Below are 15,929 nucleotides of genomic sequence, written 5' to 3'. Positions count from 1 at the left end.
GCTTAGCGCCCCAAACGGTCCAGCGTCATCTTGTATCCGTCGTTGCCGTAATTCAGGCAGCGCTTGACGCGGGAGATCGTCGCTGTGCTGGCACCGGTTTCCGCCTCGATCTGGTTGTATGTGCTGCCTTTGCCAAGCATCCGCGCAACTTCCAGCCGCTGGGCCATCGATTGGATTTCATTTATCGTGCACAAATCGTCAAAAAAAACGTAGCATTCCTCAATGTCTTTTAACGTTAAAATAGCCTCAAATAATTGATCGATCGTTTTGTCATTCAACTTCTTCAGCTGCACTGAATAATCATCCCCTACCGTTACTTAACCACACCCCCATTGTACCCGAGCGGAGTCCCCCTTTTCAAGCATTAACGGTTTCACGCATTACAGAAAGAACGCCCAAAATCCGCGAACACCCACCGGAACCGGGACATTCGTCCATACGCCCCGCGCCCGGGTCTCATAAAGTATAGTATTACAAACGCCTATATCCCCAAAAAAGGGCGTTCCGATAAAATATCAAAAAAGGACAGTGATACCATGCGACATCATCATGCTTACCGGCAAAGCGCGGCGCCCACGGCATTTCCGTATACCGACTATTACCCTGGAGTAAATCCTTACGAATCGGTCCCGTCCGATTCTACGGCGCTCACGCCCTATACTCCGCCGTCCATCGAACCGTTTGATGGCGCTTCGGGCGCGGCGGCGGGCGGTTCCCCAGGATCGGCCGGCAGCCTTTCTATCCCCAATCTGGGCGATCTGAAAGGCATCGTCGACAAGCTTGGCGGCGTTGACGGGATACTGACCACTGTGGGCAAAGTGCAAAAGGTGATGGAAACCGTCCAACAATTCGCCCCGATGGCCAAAATGATTGCCAGCCTCCTTCCGTTCGGCAAAAAGAAACAAAGCGGCGGATCCGGAGGACGGATGGACGAATACCGGCCCCGCCGCCGTAAAAAAAGCCGCAGCGGCCCGCAGAGACGCCGCGGCGGGAGCCGGGGGCGCAGCGGCAAAACGGGCAAACGCCGCCGTTAATCCGGCGGTGCTTGGCTTGCGATGCTGCCCGCCATTACTTAAACCAGCCCCGCTTGCCGAACCAGAGAATCATCAACCCGCCGAGTGCCAGCATCACGGTTAAGACAGCAAAATAACCGTATTTCCAAGACAGCTCGGGCATATAGGCAAAATTCATCCCGTAGATACCGGCGATCAGCGTCAGCGGCATAAACACCGTCGTAATGACGGTCAACGTTTTCATGATCCCGTTCATCCGGTTCGAATTCAGCGAAATGTAGGAGTCGCGCAAATCGGCGGTCATTTCCCGGTCGGCCTCAATCATTTCGGACAGCTTCAGCAAATGATCGTGAATGTCCGCATAATAGGCGCGCGGCTCCTTATCGCCCTGCACATGCTGCGAATTTAAGATGCGGTACATCAGGTCGCGCATCGGCACGATCGTCCGCCGCAGCTTCAGCAGCCGGCTGCGCAGGTCGAACACCTGGTTCATCAGCAGTTCCACCGACTCGCGGCTCCCCATTTTCTCCAGTTCGTCCAGCTCGTCCTCGATCGCATACACGCAAGGGAAATACTGATCCACCAGACTGTCGACCACCATATACGCCGCGGAATAAGGCCCGTGCACCCAAACCTTCCGGTCATGGGCCCGCTTCAGCATGTTTTTCCATGCCTCGTCCATTTCCCGCAGCCTGTGCTGATGGAACGACACCAGATACCTGTCCCCAATAAACAGATTCACTTCCACCGTGCCCAAGGTGTCCGGGTCCAGAGCATGCAGCACCAGAAACTGATAATCCTCGTAATAGTCCATTTTGGGACGCTGCAATACATGCAGGCAGTCCTCAATCGCCAGCGGATGAAACCGGAAAAAAGAACCCAGCAGTTCGGCCTCCTCCGGCGACGGTTCGTTAAAATCGGCCCAGATCCATACGTACTCCTCGTCACGCGAGCGCTCCAGCGGAATGTCCGGAACGACTTTATGGTCGTGCGTCATCCCCATTACTCTGATCAAGCCGACCCTTCCCCCTTTCTTCATGCCGCTCGATATCATGATTTCAGCGTACGCGAAAACGCCGCTTCGCGCAATTATTCCCCGGCGCCTTATTTGGCTTTTTGGGCTCCGAACTTGCTGCGAATCCATGCCGTAAGGAACAGGAGCAGGCCGAAAACGAAAAACGTGAAGTCAAGAAAAATATGGCTTCCCGCCATATAGCGCTCAAAATCGATATTGCTGGGCGGGGTCCAAAAGCTCATGACCAAAATCAAAAATCCGAGCGGCAGGGCGAGCGCCCGATAATCCTTCAGTCCGATCCACTGGGCCATTCCCAAAGTCGCGCCATATTGGTAGATGGCCAATTGGATAAATGTCCCGGGAAGCCATACGGCCAACAGCAAGGCATCGATATGCTGAAAAAATTCGCCGACGGCGATGTACCGGACGACTTCGACGAACGGATAATTGAGCGAAATGGCGTGTTGCCCGAACAGAAAGACCGCAACGAGGCCGGACACCACAAGCGTCACCATCAGCAGGAACCAGGCCGCCAAGCCGTAAAGCGCCGCCTTCCGGCGGTTCGACAACAGCGGCAAATAGAGCCCTAAAACGATATACGCCCCGAACCAGGAGAACGGAACGACCGCCCCCTTCAGGGACGGAGCCAGGCCATTCCCGAGAATCGGAAACACATTCGAAACGTCCCATTCGGGAATGGTAAGCACGACGAGCAGCGCGAAAACGAGAACCGTAATCGGAAGAAACAGCTGCGCCAATCTTCCCAGCGTTTCCACTCCTGCCCTGACCGTGTAGGATATAAGAACCATGATGCCGCCTGCGGAAACGAGCGGGGGCGTGATTTCCAAAAAAACGGAGGAAATAAAGTCGCCGTAAATCCGCAAAATAACGCTGGTCAGGTAAGCCAGGTAAAATACGACGACCAATCCCGCCGCTTTGCCCAGATATTTGCCGAGCAGACGCTGGCTGTATTCAATGATTGTCTCCTCCGGAAACATGCGGCCCAGACGGAACATGGCGAGCAGGAAGAATAAGCCGGCCAGATGGGCCCAAACGGGCGACAGCCATAAATCCCGGCCCGCGGCTTCGCCCGTGACTTTCGGAATGAGCAGCAGGCCGTCATACGCCAGCAAAGAATATATAAGAAACGCTAATTGTCCCGCGGTAATCTTTCCTTTCTCTGCCATAAGACGACACCTCATCCTCCTATTAAGCCGGCAAGCGGCCGGTATAACCAGTCGATCAGCATGAGCGGTCCCGGAAGCCTCGGAAATATGACCAGCAGCAAGGCTGAAATCCAGCCGATAGCCGCTACGGCGATAAGCGCCGCACGTTCCCGGGCGCTGCCTTTGTTCAGACGCAGCCATTCGAACCTGACGATCAATACGACAGCCAGCGATATTGCCGCAATTTTTAGCCACATCATCGTTTAGGCCGCTCCTTTTCCGGTAAGCTGGCGGGGAACCTGTTCATGCCGATGCGGCGTACGCTCACATCGACCGCCACCTGAACTTCCATCCCGGGAAAGAACTGCTCCCAGTTGGCCTGAAGTTCCTTCCATGCTCGGGGGCTCTTGCGGTTGATCGCTTGTCCGAAATTAAAAATATCGGTCCGCATCCGCTGGGACTCCTTGACTGTTTGCTCCACCGTCTCCCGAATATGATCGGCCATCGCAGCTTCAATCTCGTGAATATGCTTCGGCTCCGACACGACCAGACGGGTTGTATTTTGAACAATGCTCAGTTCCGAGCTGATGCGGATTCCCATTTGCCACTCCCCTTCCTTACGGGAAGGGACCAAACGCGTATCCGAGGCGATCACCATAAGCGATATGCGCGAGGGCGACGTCCCCTCGAGTTCTATCGTTTCCACATCCCGCTTCAATTGGTTGTTCACCCATTTCGTACCCGGAAATAAGTCCCCCGTCAACGTTCCGACCATACGGCCCCGGTTAAATACCGCATAACCCTTTATATGGGTATCGCCTGTCCCGCCTCCTCCTTGTTCCGGGACATCGATGTAAGGCAGGATCGCCGTTTCCTCTTCCCCGTTTAAGCGCTGAACCAGCTTGTTTAGCGTCAACGGCTTGTTAAAGGCGCGGACGGCTTCGCCCTCCAGCAAGTCGGCTTTGGTCTGTTCGAGCAAATAGGGCGAGTTGAAAAAGTCCCGGACCTTGCCCCGGGTGATGAAAGGCAGCACCCGCAGACGGACTTCATTGTCGCGCAGCAGGTAATCCAGCTGTTCGCGAAACCCGTCTTTCGCCAGCGCTTCCCCGAAAATCAGCACCTCCAACTGCCCCCAATAAATCGTTCGCGGCAGCATCGTTTGGAGTTTATTAACCGCATCCCCCACCGTTTCCCCGGCTGCGGAGCGGATCAAGGTTTGCCCGCCGCCTTGCTGCTTTCCGCCTGAAGACTTGCCGCCGCTTTCCTCTTGCTTCGGCGCGGCGATTTCCAAGGTCAGCTCGACGGCGCCGTCTTCCGTCCGGTCAAAACCTGCGCTCGTTACGATCGCCAGTCCGTTTACTTCCTCTCCGTCCCAGCAGCCGGTTAAGGAGAGAAACGCAGCGCAGGCCGCAAAAGGCAGCAGCCGTTGAATCACCAACCCGATCGCGGATCTCCGTTTACGATTTCGCATATGGTTTCAATTTTCGCCACCTTTTCCCGGATTGGGCCGCTGTTTTGGCGCGAGGCGCGCGCGGTTGTCTTTCCCCGAAAAGCTCGGACGTGCAAGCATCTTCCACCACGGAACCCGGATCGCCGAGTCCTTGATGTCGCTGGCCACGAACGGTGCGATCGGGGACAAATAAGGAAGCCCGTAAGACCGCAATGTACACAAATGGATGGCTATGCCGATCAAGCCGTACATGACGCCAAGGATTCCGAGCATTCCCCCGGCCACAATGAGCAGAAGCCGCAGCAGGCGGACGGAGAATTCCAGCGAGTAATGAGGGGCCGTAAATCCGGCGATGCCCGTAAAGGCGATGATGATGACGATCGGCGCGGACACGAGACCGGCGGACACCGCCGCTTCGCCCACAACAAGCGCGCCGACGATCGTCACCGCCGAACCGATTTGCCGCGGGAGACGCAGCCCGGCCTCGCGCAGCACCTCGAACGCCAGCTGCATCATCAACACTTCCACGATGGTCGGAAACGGGATCTCCTCGCGGGAGGAGGCGATGCTCATCAAGAGTTTGCTCGGGATCATCTCCTGATGAAAATTCAGCAGCGCCACGTACACCGCAGGCAGCGTCAACGAAATAAACAGCGTGCAATATCGCAAAATACGGAGCGCGCTGGAGTACAGCGAGCGGTTGTAATAGTCGTCCGCCGCCTGCAGCAGCGTAACGAGCGTAACGGGTACGATCAGCACGTTGGGCGTACCGTCGACCAGAATGACGATTCGGCCGTCCAGCAAGCCGGCCGCGGCGATATCGACCCGTTCCGTAAACTGCTGTTGGGGAAATGGCGAATAGGGGGTGTCCTCCGTCAGCTCTTCGATATAACCGGTTTCCAGCACGCTGTCCATATCTATGCGTTTAAGGCGGTTCTCCACCTCCCGGATTAAGGCCGGCTGGACAATGCCTTCCAAGTAAGCGACATAAACCTCGGTTTCGGTATAGCGGCCGAACTGGAACGATTTTAATTTCAGGTTCACGCTTTGGATTTTTCGCCGCAGGAGCGACAAATTGGTGGAAATCGATTCGGTGAATCCTTCGCGCGGGCCCCGGAGCGACGGCTCGGTCTGCGGTTCTTCCACCGACCGTTTTTCCCATTTGGCGATCTTGAGCAGCAACGCCCGGTCGCAGTCCTCAAGCAGCAGCAAAGGATAGCCTTTGATCAGCTGTCTGGCGCATTCGTAGGCGTCTGCGATCTCCTTGATCGACCCGACCGGCAGAACCCGGTTTTTGATCGCTTGCAAATCCGTTGATTCCGCGCCGGCCATCCCCATGAGCGGCTTCAAGACGTTGTTGTCCATTTCCAGCCGGTCTGACATGTCGGGAATATAGACGAACTGCGCTTTAAGCTCCCCACCGACCAGGAAGGAGCGGAATGCAATATCATCCGCAGCGCCTAAGATTTTTTTGATCGCCTCGACATTCCGGTCAAGCGACGGAACTAGGGCCGTAACATCGGATGGGGAGTTTTCGCTGGATGTTTTTGGCGGGAGCGAAGACCGTTTTTTCATAGCTGGCCACCTTACCTATCCTGTAAAGTCAATTCGGTTATATTTACATATGTTTCCTCCTTTCCCTTATTTTCACCAAAAAGTCCGGTTTCATTTCCCGGCATTTCTGTTTTTTAAACCGGCATGAATCCGCTCCTTCCCTTTCATCTCTATGACAAAAACCGCCAAAGCAATTCGCTCTGGCGGTTCTTTGAAAACATAAGGACAAAAAAGGTCGTTATTCCGGCGGTATCCCCCATTGAAAGAGAAATAGAGGGAATTTTTGTCGCTTTTTGTTTGAATCGCAAGGAAATACCCGCGATCTGCACCATTCACAGGAAAAATAAGCACAAAAAATTCCGCTAATGGGGATGAACAACCTCAAATCCGAATAATAAGATCATAAAATTCCGCTATTTTTTAAGGGCGACGGTTAGTCGATCCAGCAGCCGGCCGTTAAGCGCGGATTTTTAGGTTGAAGCCTTTTTTACCATTAAAACAGCAACAAATAAATGCCGCCGGCCATCACGGCCACGATCGGAATCGTGATCACCCAAGCGACGACGATCCGCCCGGCCATCGACCAGCGTACGGCGGAGAACCGCTTCGCCGAACCGACGCCCAAAATCGCCGATGTGATGGCGTGCGTCGTACTTACCGGCAGATGAAACAGCGTAGCCCCGAAAATCACGGATGCGGCGGACATATCCGCGGCGAAACCGTTAATCGGTTCGATCTTGAAAATTTTCGTGCCCATCGTTTTGATGATTTTCCAGCCGCCGATTGAGGTGCCCAGCGCCATCGCCGTCGCCGCGGCGATTTTAACCCACAGCGGCACTTCCATGTGGTCCTGGAACTCCGCCGTAACCAGGGCAAAGGTGATGATCCCCATCGCCTTCTGCGCGTCGTTGGTGCCGTGCGTGAAGCTTTGCAGCGCCGCCGTAATGATTTGCATTGAGCGGAAGCCTTTATTTACCGTATGCGGGCTGCGATAGGCAAAAATCCACTTCAAAATCAGCATAACGATATAACCGATCGCAAAAGCGATCAGCGGGGAAAAAACCAGCCCTTCGACAATCGTCCGAAAACCGTTCCAGTTCAGCTTGTCCGGCCCCCCGCCGACATACACCGCGCCGGCCAAAGCGCCGATCAGAGCGTGGGAAGAAGAAGAAGGGATGCCGAACCACCACGTAATCAAGTTCCATATAATCGCCGCCAGCAGCGTCGCAATCAGGATCTCAAGGCCGTTGTCCAGCGATGCCGGGTCCGCCACGCTGCCCCCGATCGTTTTGGCGACGCCGGTGAACATGATCGCTCCAAGGAAGTTCATGACCGCCGCCAGCATAATCGCCGTGCGCGGCTTAAGCGCCCGGGTGGATACCGAAGTCGCAATCGCATTTGCCGTGTCGTGGAAACCGTTGATAAAGTCAAATCCGAGCGCCAGTATGATAACGATGATAATGATCAGTAAACTCGTATCCATATCTTTTCTTTTTGCACAGATCGTTTATCTATATGTGTAACCCGCGCAATTCCAACCTCCCGAATATCAAGTGTTAAGCGAAGTGCTCAAGAATTACGCATGATTATGGATTCCAGCATGTTGGCTACTTTCTCGCAGGCATCCGTCGTCGTTTCCAGACGTTCGTAAATTTCCTTCTTCTTGATCAGTTCGATCGGGTCCGTCACCTTCAGGAACAGCTCCTTGATGCAAATCCGCAGCAGCTCGTCCCCCTGATTCTCAAGGTCGTTCAAGCGGATCGTGTATTCGCGGATCGCGAGAAGTTTTTTCTGGGAAAGCAAATGGACCGCTTTTTGGATCTCATATGCCGAATTGCGCAGAATTTCCGCAAAGCGGGCGATGTATTCGTCCGGCTGGGAGAGGTGGTACATGAAGAAACGGGAAGTCGACGCCTCCAAACCGTCTATGACATCGTCCAGCGCCGTGATGAGGTTCATGATGTCGTCGCGTTCGATCGGGGTGATAAACGTTTTGTTCAACTCGACGATAATGGTATGTGTGTATTCATCGCATTTGGATTCGAATTCCTTCATCTTTTTGGCGAACTGTTCCACGTCCTTGAACTCCGCTACCTGCTGGGCGAAATAATCCGCCGAATGCACGATCGTGTCCGCCATGTTCTCTAACGTCTGGAAAAAGATATCCTTCTTCTTCACTCGCATCAGTATCCCCTTTTCTCTGCATGAGGTATTTCTTTCGGACTGCGCTTTACACAGTTATTACACAGCCTTGATTATCTTAACACAATCGGTCGAAAGATGGTTAATAATGTCGCAAACATTTCATGTTCTTTAGCTTAAAGTTGCCTGAATAAACCAGAATTATCCTCTATTCGCCACAAAAATACAGACTTCCCCAGTTCGCCCCCCGCTATTCCACGGCAATATGACTGTCGAAATCCGGCGAATCGGGCACGATATGAATGAAAGAATTGCCAGGAACAAATGGCAGCTCTTGATTGTCCACGATAAAGCGAATGATGTCGCCTTGTTTATGTATCCACTCTGCGCGAATCATTTTGCCTTTTTCAAAAACGATCGCGTCTCCGCCCAGTTCCAAATTCACGTCCAGGCGTCCCACATCGTCCAGCACCCGGTGTTCGGCCCCCAGCACCACGACATTGGCGGCCGTCAGCTGTTCGCCGGTCTCCAGATCCGTGTGCGGCTTACCGTTAATGAAACGTTTATATCGTCCGCTCGCCGCGTCATATTCGTAACCCACCCGGTAATTGTCCAGTTGAAACTTGATCTCTACCCGGCTTGCTTCCTGCCACGACACGGGTCCTTCCCTTTCCCGGTAAAAAGTATATCCCGGCACGTTCGCATCTTCGGTGGCGAATCCTCGTTTCTCCGCCCCTTCGAGCAATTTTTCCGGACTGGAGTACAGGTTGTGCGGCGCCTTCCGGGACTTGTCCCGCCAAAAGTAAGCTCCCGCGTTCGTGATCTCATCGAGATCCTCTTTATGCTGCCGCTGCAAAATGGCGAACGCATCGTTGCTCGCTCCCGCGTGGACCAAAACGCCGTGATAGCTTTCCCCCAAATCGATCATGTACGGGCGAATGCTGCGAACCGGGCCGATTTTGGCGCTGTCCGCCTTGCTTTGATAAATCGCCACCATGCGGGTTACCCCGCCTTCGGCCAGTACTTCATACACCAAGTCGGCGTCCATCAGGCCCGACTGGGGGCGCGCAGCCGGCGCATTGTTGACCATGACCGCCAGCGGGCGGCGGGTTACCGGCGCTTCCGCCGGCAAACCGGTAAGCGGAGCCGTGTAAGCGGGTACCTCAGGTTGGGGCGGCTCCGTCTCCTCCGGTGCTGCTTCGGGGGGAGCGATAACCTCCCGGGTGACCGCCTCCTTCGCTCCTCCGCAGCCGGAGATCAGCAGCAGGAAAACCGACAAGATCAGTAGTATTCCGAATTTAGACCGTAATAAGTTCATCGTACCTCCGTCATCCCATGCGTTTTTTTACATTATACGTCGAAATAAACCGCTTTGGAAACGCAAAGACTCACATCTTGATTTAAAAAAACAAAGCGCAGCAACCGAAAAGAATCGGTTCTGCGCTTCTTCATGATATTTTGCAGCCTGGTCAACGGGCTTCGTCCCCGGCGCCGAATTTCCAGCAGTTGAGGCTTAAGCTGCCGTACCGGTAATCCTGAAACAGCTTGACGGCCCGCCGCTCGTCATCGGCGGCGCCCATCGCATAAAGCAGCGGCACAAAATGCTCCTTGCCGTAGGGAGGAATGGCGCTGCGGACATGGGGAGCCTTTTTGCCGTAATCGAACAGCAGCCGCAAATTCCAGTCCTGAAGCTGCTCACCGATCCAAGCGTCGAATTCGACAGCCCAAGGAAACGGCTCGCTCTCCTCGTCTCCGATTAGGCGCAAATTATGCACCAAGCCGCCGCTGCCGATAATGAGAACGTTTTGCCGCCGGAGTCCGGCCAGCATTTTGCCGATGGCATACTGTTCCTCCGGTGAGCGCTTGGAATCGACGGACAAGGCCACGACCGGGATGTTTCCTTCCGGGAATATCGCCCGCAGCACAACCCATGCCCCGTGATCCAGCCCTCTTCCTTCGGATAGCCGATACGGCAGATTGTGGGCATGAAACATGGCGCCGATCGCTTCGCTAAGCTCCGGATCGCCCGGGGCAGGGTATTGAATCCGGTACATTTCCTCGGGAAAACCGTAAAAATCATGCAGCGTTTCATGCCTGCGGTCCGCCGTCAGCCATTGGACGGGAGAATCCCAATGTGCGGAGAAAATAACAACGGCTCTGGGCGGTTTCAGCGTTCTTTGTCCCAGTTGCCGGAGAAAACCCGTGTACGCGTTTTGCTCGATTGCCAGCGTCGGCGATCCGTGTGCGATAAACAATGCAGGTTGAGTCATCACTCTCAAACCTCCCTGCGCCAAATTGGTGGTATCCTATATTCATTGTATCCCTACAGGAAGTTATTTACCAGTTCGGCATGATTTTATCGCCCGATCGCCGCGCTTAACGCCCCCTCACACGCGCTGCTCCTAGATCATCCAATGCTGCCAGTCCGTCTGAATCGCCTCCAGACTGTCAAGCCACTCCCTCGTCTTGCCGATGAGCCGGGCTTGATGCTCCCCGGAGGAATACGTATGGTCGGCCTGAAAAATAATCTCTTTGTCGCAGCGCCCTTCGGAACGCATCCAAAACACCTTTTGATACAGAAAAGCGTAATCGACCGGGATCGTATCGTCCGAGGTGCCGTGCACCACCAGCACGTCCCCGGGAAACTTGAGCGCTTCCTGGTATGGCTGCGACGAACCCAGCGAATCGAAAAACCGCGGCGTCAAGTCATAGCCAAGGTAATCGGCGGACCCGTGCTTGACGGCCTTGTCGTATACCTCACGCCCGGTAATCTTTACGATATCGTTAAAAGGATATCCGACGGAAGACCATAGGACGAGATTTTTGATGCGGCGGTCCCTTACGGCGGCAAGCAGCGCTACGGTTCCGCCCAGGCTGTGTCCGATCAACGTGACCCGCTGCGGATCGATATCAAAGGATTCGAGGCCGTAATCCAACACCGAGCGGGTTTGGGCGATCAGGGAATCGACGTCCTGTTCCCCGTAGCTCCCGCTGCTTTCGCCGCAGCCGACGCAATCAAACCGAAGCACGAGAAATCCGGCCGCCGCCAGTTCCCTGGCCGCTTTGACAAACAGCCGGTCCACACCGATCCGGTTGCCGACAAAGCCGTGGCAAATCAAGACCAGCGGAGCCCGCCGGCAGCGCCCTTCCCGTTTGTTTTCCGACGGATAATGGATATTCGCCGCAATTTCCTCTTTCCCATACTTGATCGCAATCTGTCTTTCCATACAACCGCCTCCCGCCCGTGAATATCCGGAAATACTTATATCCATTTAATTCCGATAAGTTTAATGTGTTTTATAAAACTTATCTTATCACCGGCCGGAAAGCGTGTCAATCAAGCTCGCTGGTTATTCATAAGATTGCCTAAAATAGGCATGGGTTTGTACTCGTCCTTCCCACTCCTTCATGAATTGCCGATTGCCTAGGCGCTCCCCGTCGCCGCAATCGTCCCCGCAAAGAAAATCCGCGTTTTCATCCGAGTCAACCTCGTTCGAAACGACTTCTTCCAGACTGCCCCGGGAGTTTTCGTTAAGCAAATACCTCCGGGTCTGCTCCGAATCATATTTTCCCACTGTATCTGCCTCCCGCAATAAATTAGTTGATAAGGCGCGAAACTCCGGCGACTCCAGCGTCCTTATATCCGTAAAAGATGACTTTTTGAACCGCCTCTTTTAAAGTAGTGTGTGGAGGGAGCCGGCGATTTTATACCTCGTTCACCAAATGTCCATCATTCCTGGTCCGCCCTACTCCCTCCTGTGGGCCCTTGCGGAGCGGACAAATTTTGCAGTATACTACGAAAGAAAATTAGTAATTTTTTGGCAGAATGTCGTTTGTTCGAGAGTGACTTGTACGGACCTGGGAGGAGAGATACTTTCATGTACATCCATGAAATGATCGGAGAGACGAAGAAATTAAGGCAGCAGATGACAGCCGAGAACGACAATTATTTCGGGGAAATGGTGATGTATTTCCGCTCCGGAGCCAGTTCGCTGACTGAAGCCAAAGGGGAGGAGATTTTGCTTAGCCTGGCGCGGCAAATTGTCAAAAATCAGGACAAAGGCGTGTCCGCCATGGATCTGTTTGGCGATGATCCCAAGGCTTATTGCGCCCAGCTGGCGGACGATGTCCTGACGGGCGCGCCCCGCAGCCTGAAGGATAAAATCATCTATTATACGATGATTCCCTGGGTCGCTCTAACCTGGGTTTTCTTTATTTATATGATCACCGGCTTTTTCAGCAAATGGTTTGGCGGAGAGCTGGAATACACGCTGATCAGCAGTTCGTCGCTGCTCATCATCGCCGGGTTGGCGATCGTGTTGGTGGAACTGGTCACCCGCTTTCTCGGCCCCGGCCGCAAACGGGCCGCAGAGTCCCACGAACCCGCAGAATCTGCGGAATCCCCGGAGCCTTCGGGTCCCCGCCGGTTTGATTTAAAGGCGCTGGGCATCTACATCGGCGGCGCGGCGCTGCTCATCGCTTTGGGAACGCTGCTGAACCGGATTATGCCGGCCTTTACCGTGTCCCCTTGGGACAGCCTGATCATTTTTGCGATCGGCCTGGCCGGGCAAATCGTTTTGCTGCGGGTGCGCTCCAAAGCATGATGGGAAAGGGGCCATAAACAGCCCTAAGCTGCTTATGGCCCCATCTCATATTTACTCGTTGTTACTTGATTCCTCGGAGGATTGTACAGGTGTCGGAGCCTTCACTTTATCGATGACGATAATTCCGTCATACTGCTCCTTCGGGATGAAACGCATCACATTCGGCAGCACCTGTTCCGTGGTCATGCCGTCCTCGGATGCGTAGATCGGCCGGAACATCCAGGCACTCTGCGCATTCTTCACTTTATGCTTGCTTAGATCAATAAAGGAATTCGCGTAACCGCTTTGCATGATCAGGTGCTCCAGGCTCCCTTTTGTCGCCGGCCGGATGGTAAAAGGCTTGCCCGAAGTAATCGTTACCGATGAACCGCGATTCATGTAGAGCCCGATCACATACATTTTATCCCCGAGCTTCCGGTGCATCAGTTCGCCCATGCTCGTAAAACTGTTCGTCCACTTGCCGTCTTGCTTGACCCGCATTTTCGAGGTATTTTTGGCCAGGTGGTCATTGTGGGCCCACAAAATCACCTTTTTCCCCGGATACAACGTCTGCATCACCCATTCCAGATTTTCCGTCATCAACTCATCCCGGGAAGAATACATATCCTTCACATCCTTCAATCCGCTCTCCAGAAAGGCGACATGGTCGCGTAAGGATTTCAGGATGATAGCGTCAAAATGCGGCTGGCTGGGATAAAAAACTTGCAACTTGGCATTTAATTCGTCACGGTGCTGCTCAACATACTTGATCGTCTCTTGATATTGAGGCACATATTTGTCTACCACGGCCTGCATTTCCTTTTTATAAGCCGGATCCTTGCTGAAAGGAGCGTCCGGGAACTTATTAAGAACCTCATAAACATCCGGAATCGCCTGATATTCCATTTGCACGAAGGCCTTTCCCTTCTCGGAGTCCAGCTTGCCGATCGCCGCCCCTATAAACTGGGTCAAAAAGTAGGCCGTAAATTGATTGTCATATCCCGCCAAGTACAGCGGATCGTCGCCCTTTCCCTGCTCCTTGATATAATCGAACAGCTCCAGCGTTTCCTGGGAATGCCAGATTGGAAAAAGCGAAGCGCCCATCATCTCCTCCGGGGTAAGGGAATCCCGGTTTTCGTATACGGACGCCGCGTCTCCCATCCCGGATTCAAAAGCGATCACGTCAAAATCCATCTCTTCATGCAAAAATTTGATCAGCCTGGTTTTGATGCTGCTGTATTCGGCCACCCGGTGAAAATTTTCCCCGAGGCTGACGACGGTTTTGTCCTTTAACAGCGGCTTTAAAAAGGCCAGATCGCTATAATCCTCGGACTCCAGCGACGTCAGCTGATGGGCGTTTTGCCGCAGCCATTCCTTCTGGCTTCCGGAGGCCGCCGCAGCGCTTGCGGACACCGGCAGAAAGGTGCAGGCCGTAATGGTTAATGATAACAACGCTCCGGCCAGTTTATATAATCCTTTTTTCATATAAACCATATCTCCTAAATTAGCTCGGTTATATTTCCATTCTCTTGCTCAACAAATAAATTGTGGCGTAGAACATCAATCCCGCAAACGCCGCTTCAAACAAGAACTGGGCAATGCTCAGGAACTGGATGCCGCCCGCTGCCATCGTAAGCGTGTCATTTGTGCTCCCGCGGAAAACCCCAAAGCTTAAAACGGAAGAGTCGCCGTTCCCGAACAACAAGCTTTCCAGCCAGCTCATCACGTTGATGATCACGAAAAAGGAGACGATGCCGATCCAGGTTCCCGCTTTTCCCCGTATGCTGACGCTTGCGCCGATGGTGATCGCCGTGAAAACGGTCAATACCAGCACGCTATATCCCCACGCCGCCGCCAAGATGATCCCGAGCCAATCTTTCACGCTTGCCAGCCCTAAAGACAGATCGTACGGAATCCCCTTAAAATGGAGATATAACAAAGCGTGGATGAACGCAACCGCTACGAACACAGCCGCCATAATCAGGCCGAGCAGCAGCGATGACAGTACGGTCCAGGCCGGGTGGACCGGCAGCAGTCTGCGGTTGTACGCCTTGATATTGGCTTCAAAGGTTTTGCATACGAGCACCAGCATGATAATGCCCGCCGACACGTACAAAATGATGTTGAAAGCTATAATCAGCCCGTCGTCCCATCCCTTGACATTGCCGACGATCGACAACGCGGCCTGCACAATCACCAAAATCGCCGCCATCCCCAAAAAGGTATTGGCATTTCGTTTCAAGTCGTATTTCAGCAGTTTCATCATTCCGCAAACACCTCTTTAAACATGTCGTCTACGCTCTTGCCATACTTCATCCGCAAGCCTTCAACCTCTTCCTGCATGACGATTTCCCCTTCGCGGATGAAGACGACTTCATCGAAAATCCGCTCGATGTCCCGCACCAAATGCGTGGAAACGATCAAACTGCTGTCCTCGCTGTAAAACTCCACGATCGCATCCAAAATTTTAGCCCGCGCTACCGGGTCTACGCCTCCAATCGGTTCATCCAGCAAATACAGCTTGGCGTTCCGCGACAGCGTCAGCGTAAGCTGCAGCCGCTCATTCATCCCTTTGGACAGCGAACTGATCTTATCCCCTTCATTCAGCTGCATAAACTTCAGCATCGTCCGGGCCTTTTCCTCGTCAAAATCGGCGTAGAAATCCCGGTAAAACCCTACCGCGTCGCGCACCTTCATCCACGACTCCGTCAGCGGCCGATCCGGCATAAAGGAGACGAGCGACTTGGTCTTCAACCCTACCGGCGTACCGTCTACCATTACTTGGCCGTTAGAAACCGGAATCAAACCGGCGACGATCTTCATCAGCGTGCTTTTGCCGCTGCCGTTCGGACCGAGCAGGCCCACGATTTTACCCTTGCCGATGCCCAAAGATATGCCGCGCAGCGCCTTTTTGCCGCCGTAAGACTTGGACACGCCCTTCAGCTTCAGTAGTTCATCCATCCGATTTGTCTGACCTGTCTGACCTGTCTTATCTTTCTGATCTGT

General features: G+C 53.7%; 18 protein-coding genes. 2 read left to right on the top strand and 16 right to left on the bottom strand.

Annotated elements, in window-relative coordinates:
* Positions 1 to 2 precede the first annotated feature (2 nt).
* Positions 3 to 293, bottom strand: a complete 291-nt coding sequence (locus NYE74_RS28710; RefSeq protein WP_036625794.1) for a YerC/YecD family TrpR-related protein — start codon at positions 291 to 293, stop codon at positions 3 to 5.
* Between the two features lie 243 nt (positions 294 to 536).
* Between NYE74_RS28710 and NYE74_RS28705 the strand changes: the two genes are divergently transcribed.
* Positions 537 to 1,034, top strand: a complete 498-nt coding sequence (locus tag NYE74_RS28705; RefSeq protein WP_036625797.1) for a hypothetical protein — start codon at positions 537 to 539, stop codon at positions 1,032 to 1,034.
* A 34-nt stretch (positions 1,035 to 1,068) separates the two neighbouring features.
* Here NYE74_RS28705 and corA read toward each other — a convergent pair whose 3' ends face one another.
* The 12 genes from corA to NYE74_RS28645 all read right to left on the bottom strand — a co-directional run bounded on the left by corA (position 1,069) and on the right by NYE74_RS28645 (position 11,915).
* Entirely contained in the window at positions 1,069 to 2,028 is a 960-nt protein-coding gene (corA, locus tag NYE74_RS28700) for a magnesium/cobalt transporter CorA (protein WP_036625798.1), read from the bottom strand.
* 89 nt (positions 2,029 to 2,117) lie between these two features.
* The gene (locus NYE74_RS28695; RefSeq protein ID WP_036628764.1) at positions 2,118 to 3,215 is read right to left on the bottom strand and encodes a GerAB/ArcD/ProY family transporter; all 1,098 of its coding nucleotides are present in this window, start codon (positions 3,213 to 3,215) and stop codon (positions 2,118 to 2,120) included.
* Between the two features lie 11 nt (positions 3,216 to 3,226).
* Positions 3,227 to 3,454, bottom strand: a complete 228-nt coding sequence (locus NYE74_RS28690) for a hypothetical protein (RefSeq protein ID WP_124331916.1) — start codon at positions 3,452 to 3,454, stop codon at positions 3,227 to 3,229.
* Entirely contained in the window at positions 3,451 to 4,665 is a 1,215-nt protein-coding gene (locus tag NYE74_RS28685; protein ID WP_155620802.1) for a Ger(x)C family spore germination protein, read from the bottom strand. The genes NYE74_RS28690 and NYE74_RS28685 overlap by 4 nt, the downstream gene beginning before the upstream one ends.
* A 6-nt stretch (positions 4,666 to 4,671) precedes the next feature.
* Positions 4,672 to 6,219: a spore germination protein gene (locus tag NYE74_RS28680; RefSeq protein WP_124331918.1), complete on the bottom strand. Its 1,548-nt coding sequence runs from the start codon at positions 6,217 to 6,219 to the stop codon at positions 4,672 to 4,674.
* A gap of 90 nt (positions 6,220 to 6,309) precedes the next feature.
* Positions 6,310 to 6,549: a hypothetical protein gene (locus NYE74_RS28675; protein ID WP_036625807.1), complete on the bottom strand. Its 240-nt coding sequence runs from the start codon at positions 6,547 to 6,549 to the stop codon at positions 6,310 to 6,312.
* Between the two features lie 142 nt (positions 6,550 to 6,691).
* Entirely contained in the window at positions 6,692 to 7,681 is a 990-nt protein-coding gene (locus NYE74_RS28670) for an inorganic phosphate transporter (RefSeq protein ID WP_036625809.1), read from the bottom strand.
* 86 nt (positions 7,682 to 7,767) lie between these two features.
* Positions 7,768 to 8,382: a DUF47 domain-containing protein gene (locus tag NYE74_RS28665; RefSeq protein ID WP_036625812.1), complete on the bottom strand. Its 615-nt coding sequence runs from the start codon at positions 8,380 to 8,382 to the stop codon at positions 7,768 to 7,770.
* Positions 8,383 to 8,590: 208 nt separating this feature from the next.
* The gene (locus tag NYE74_RS28660; RefSeq protein ID WP_036625814.1) at positions 8,591 to 9,658 is read right to left on the bottom strand and encodes a DUF3048 domain-containing protein; all 1,068 of its coding nucleotides are present in this window, start codon (positions 9,656 to 9,658) and stop codon (positions 8,591 to 8,593) included.
* A 151-nt stretch (positions 9,659 to 9,809) separates the two neighbouring features.
* On the bottom strand, positions 9,810 to 10,610 hold the full coding sequence (locus tag NYE74_RS28655; RefSeq protein WP_036625816.1) for a dioxygenase family protein: 801 nt from the start codon (positions 10,608 to 10,610) through the stop codon (positions 9,810 to 9,812).
* A 132-nt stretch (positions 10,611 to 10,742) separates the two neighbouring features.
* Positions 10,743 to 11,567 (bottom strand): alpha/beta hydrolase family protein, encoded by an 825-nt coding sequence (locus NYE74_RS28650; RefSeq protein WP_036625818.1) that lies wholly within the window; start codon positions 11,565 to 11,567, stop codon positions 10,743 to 10,745.
* 123 nt (positions 11,568 to 11,690) lie between these two features.
* A complete protein-coding gene (locus NYE74_RS28645; RefSeq protein ID WP_036625820.1) occupies positions 11,691 to 11,915 on the bottom strand; it encodes a hypothetical protein in 225 nt (74 codons plus the stop codon).
* 303 nt (positions 11,916 to 12,218) lie between these two features.
* Here NYE74_RS28645 and NYE74_RS28640 point away from each other — a divergent pair, with 303 nt between their 5' ends.
* Positions 12,219 to 12,944 carry a DUF1129 family protein gene (locus NYE74_RS28640; protein ID WP_124331919.1) on the top strand — a complete coding sequence of 242 codons (726 nt, stop codon included), beginning with the start codon at positions 12,219 to 12,221 and terminating at the stop codon, positions 12,942 to 12,944.
* Between the two features lie 51 nt (positions 12,945 to 12,995).
* On the opposite strand, the gene NYE74_RS28635 is transcribed toward NYE74_RS28640, so the two are convergent.
* Genes NYE74_RS28635 through NYE74_RS28625 form a run of 3 tightly spaced genes read right to left on the bottom strand, consistent with a single transcriptional unit; the run spans position 12,996 to position 15,884 of the window.
* A complete protein-coding gene (locus tag NYE74_RS28635) occupies positions 12,996 to 14,408 on the bottom strand; it encodes an erythromycin esterase family protein (protein WP_155620805.1) in 1,413 nt (470 codons plus the stop codon).
* A 28-nt stretch (positions 14,409 to 14,436) separates the two neighbouring features.
* On the bottom strand, positions 14,437 to 15,189 hold the full coding sequence (locus tag NYE74_RS28630) for a hypothetical protein (protein ID WP_155620806.1): 753 nt from the start codon (positions 15,187 to 15,189) through the stop codon (positions 14,437 to 14,439).
* Positions 15,186 to 15,884 (bottom strand): ABC transporter ATP-binding protein, encoded by a 699-nt coding sequence (locus NYE74_RS28625; protein ID WP_036628765.1) that lies wholly within the window; start codon positions 15,882 to 15,884, stop codon positions 15,186 to 15,188. The genes NYE74_RS28630 and NYE74_RS28625 overlap by 4 nt, the downstream gene beginning before the upstream one ends.
* Positions 15,885 to 15,929: the final 45 nt, after the last annotated feature.

Origin of the sequence: Paenibacillus sp. FSL P4-0127 (assembly GCF_038007325.1) — a bacterium.
GTDB classification, from domain to species: domain Bacteria; phylum Bacillota; class Bacilli; order Paenibacillales; family Paenibacillaceae; genus Fontibacillus; species Fontibacillus macerans.
This window is presented reverse-complemented; position numbering and strand designations above follow the sequence as displayed.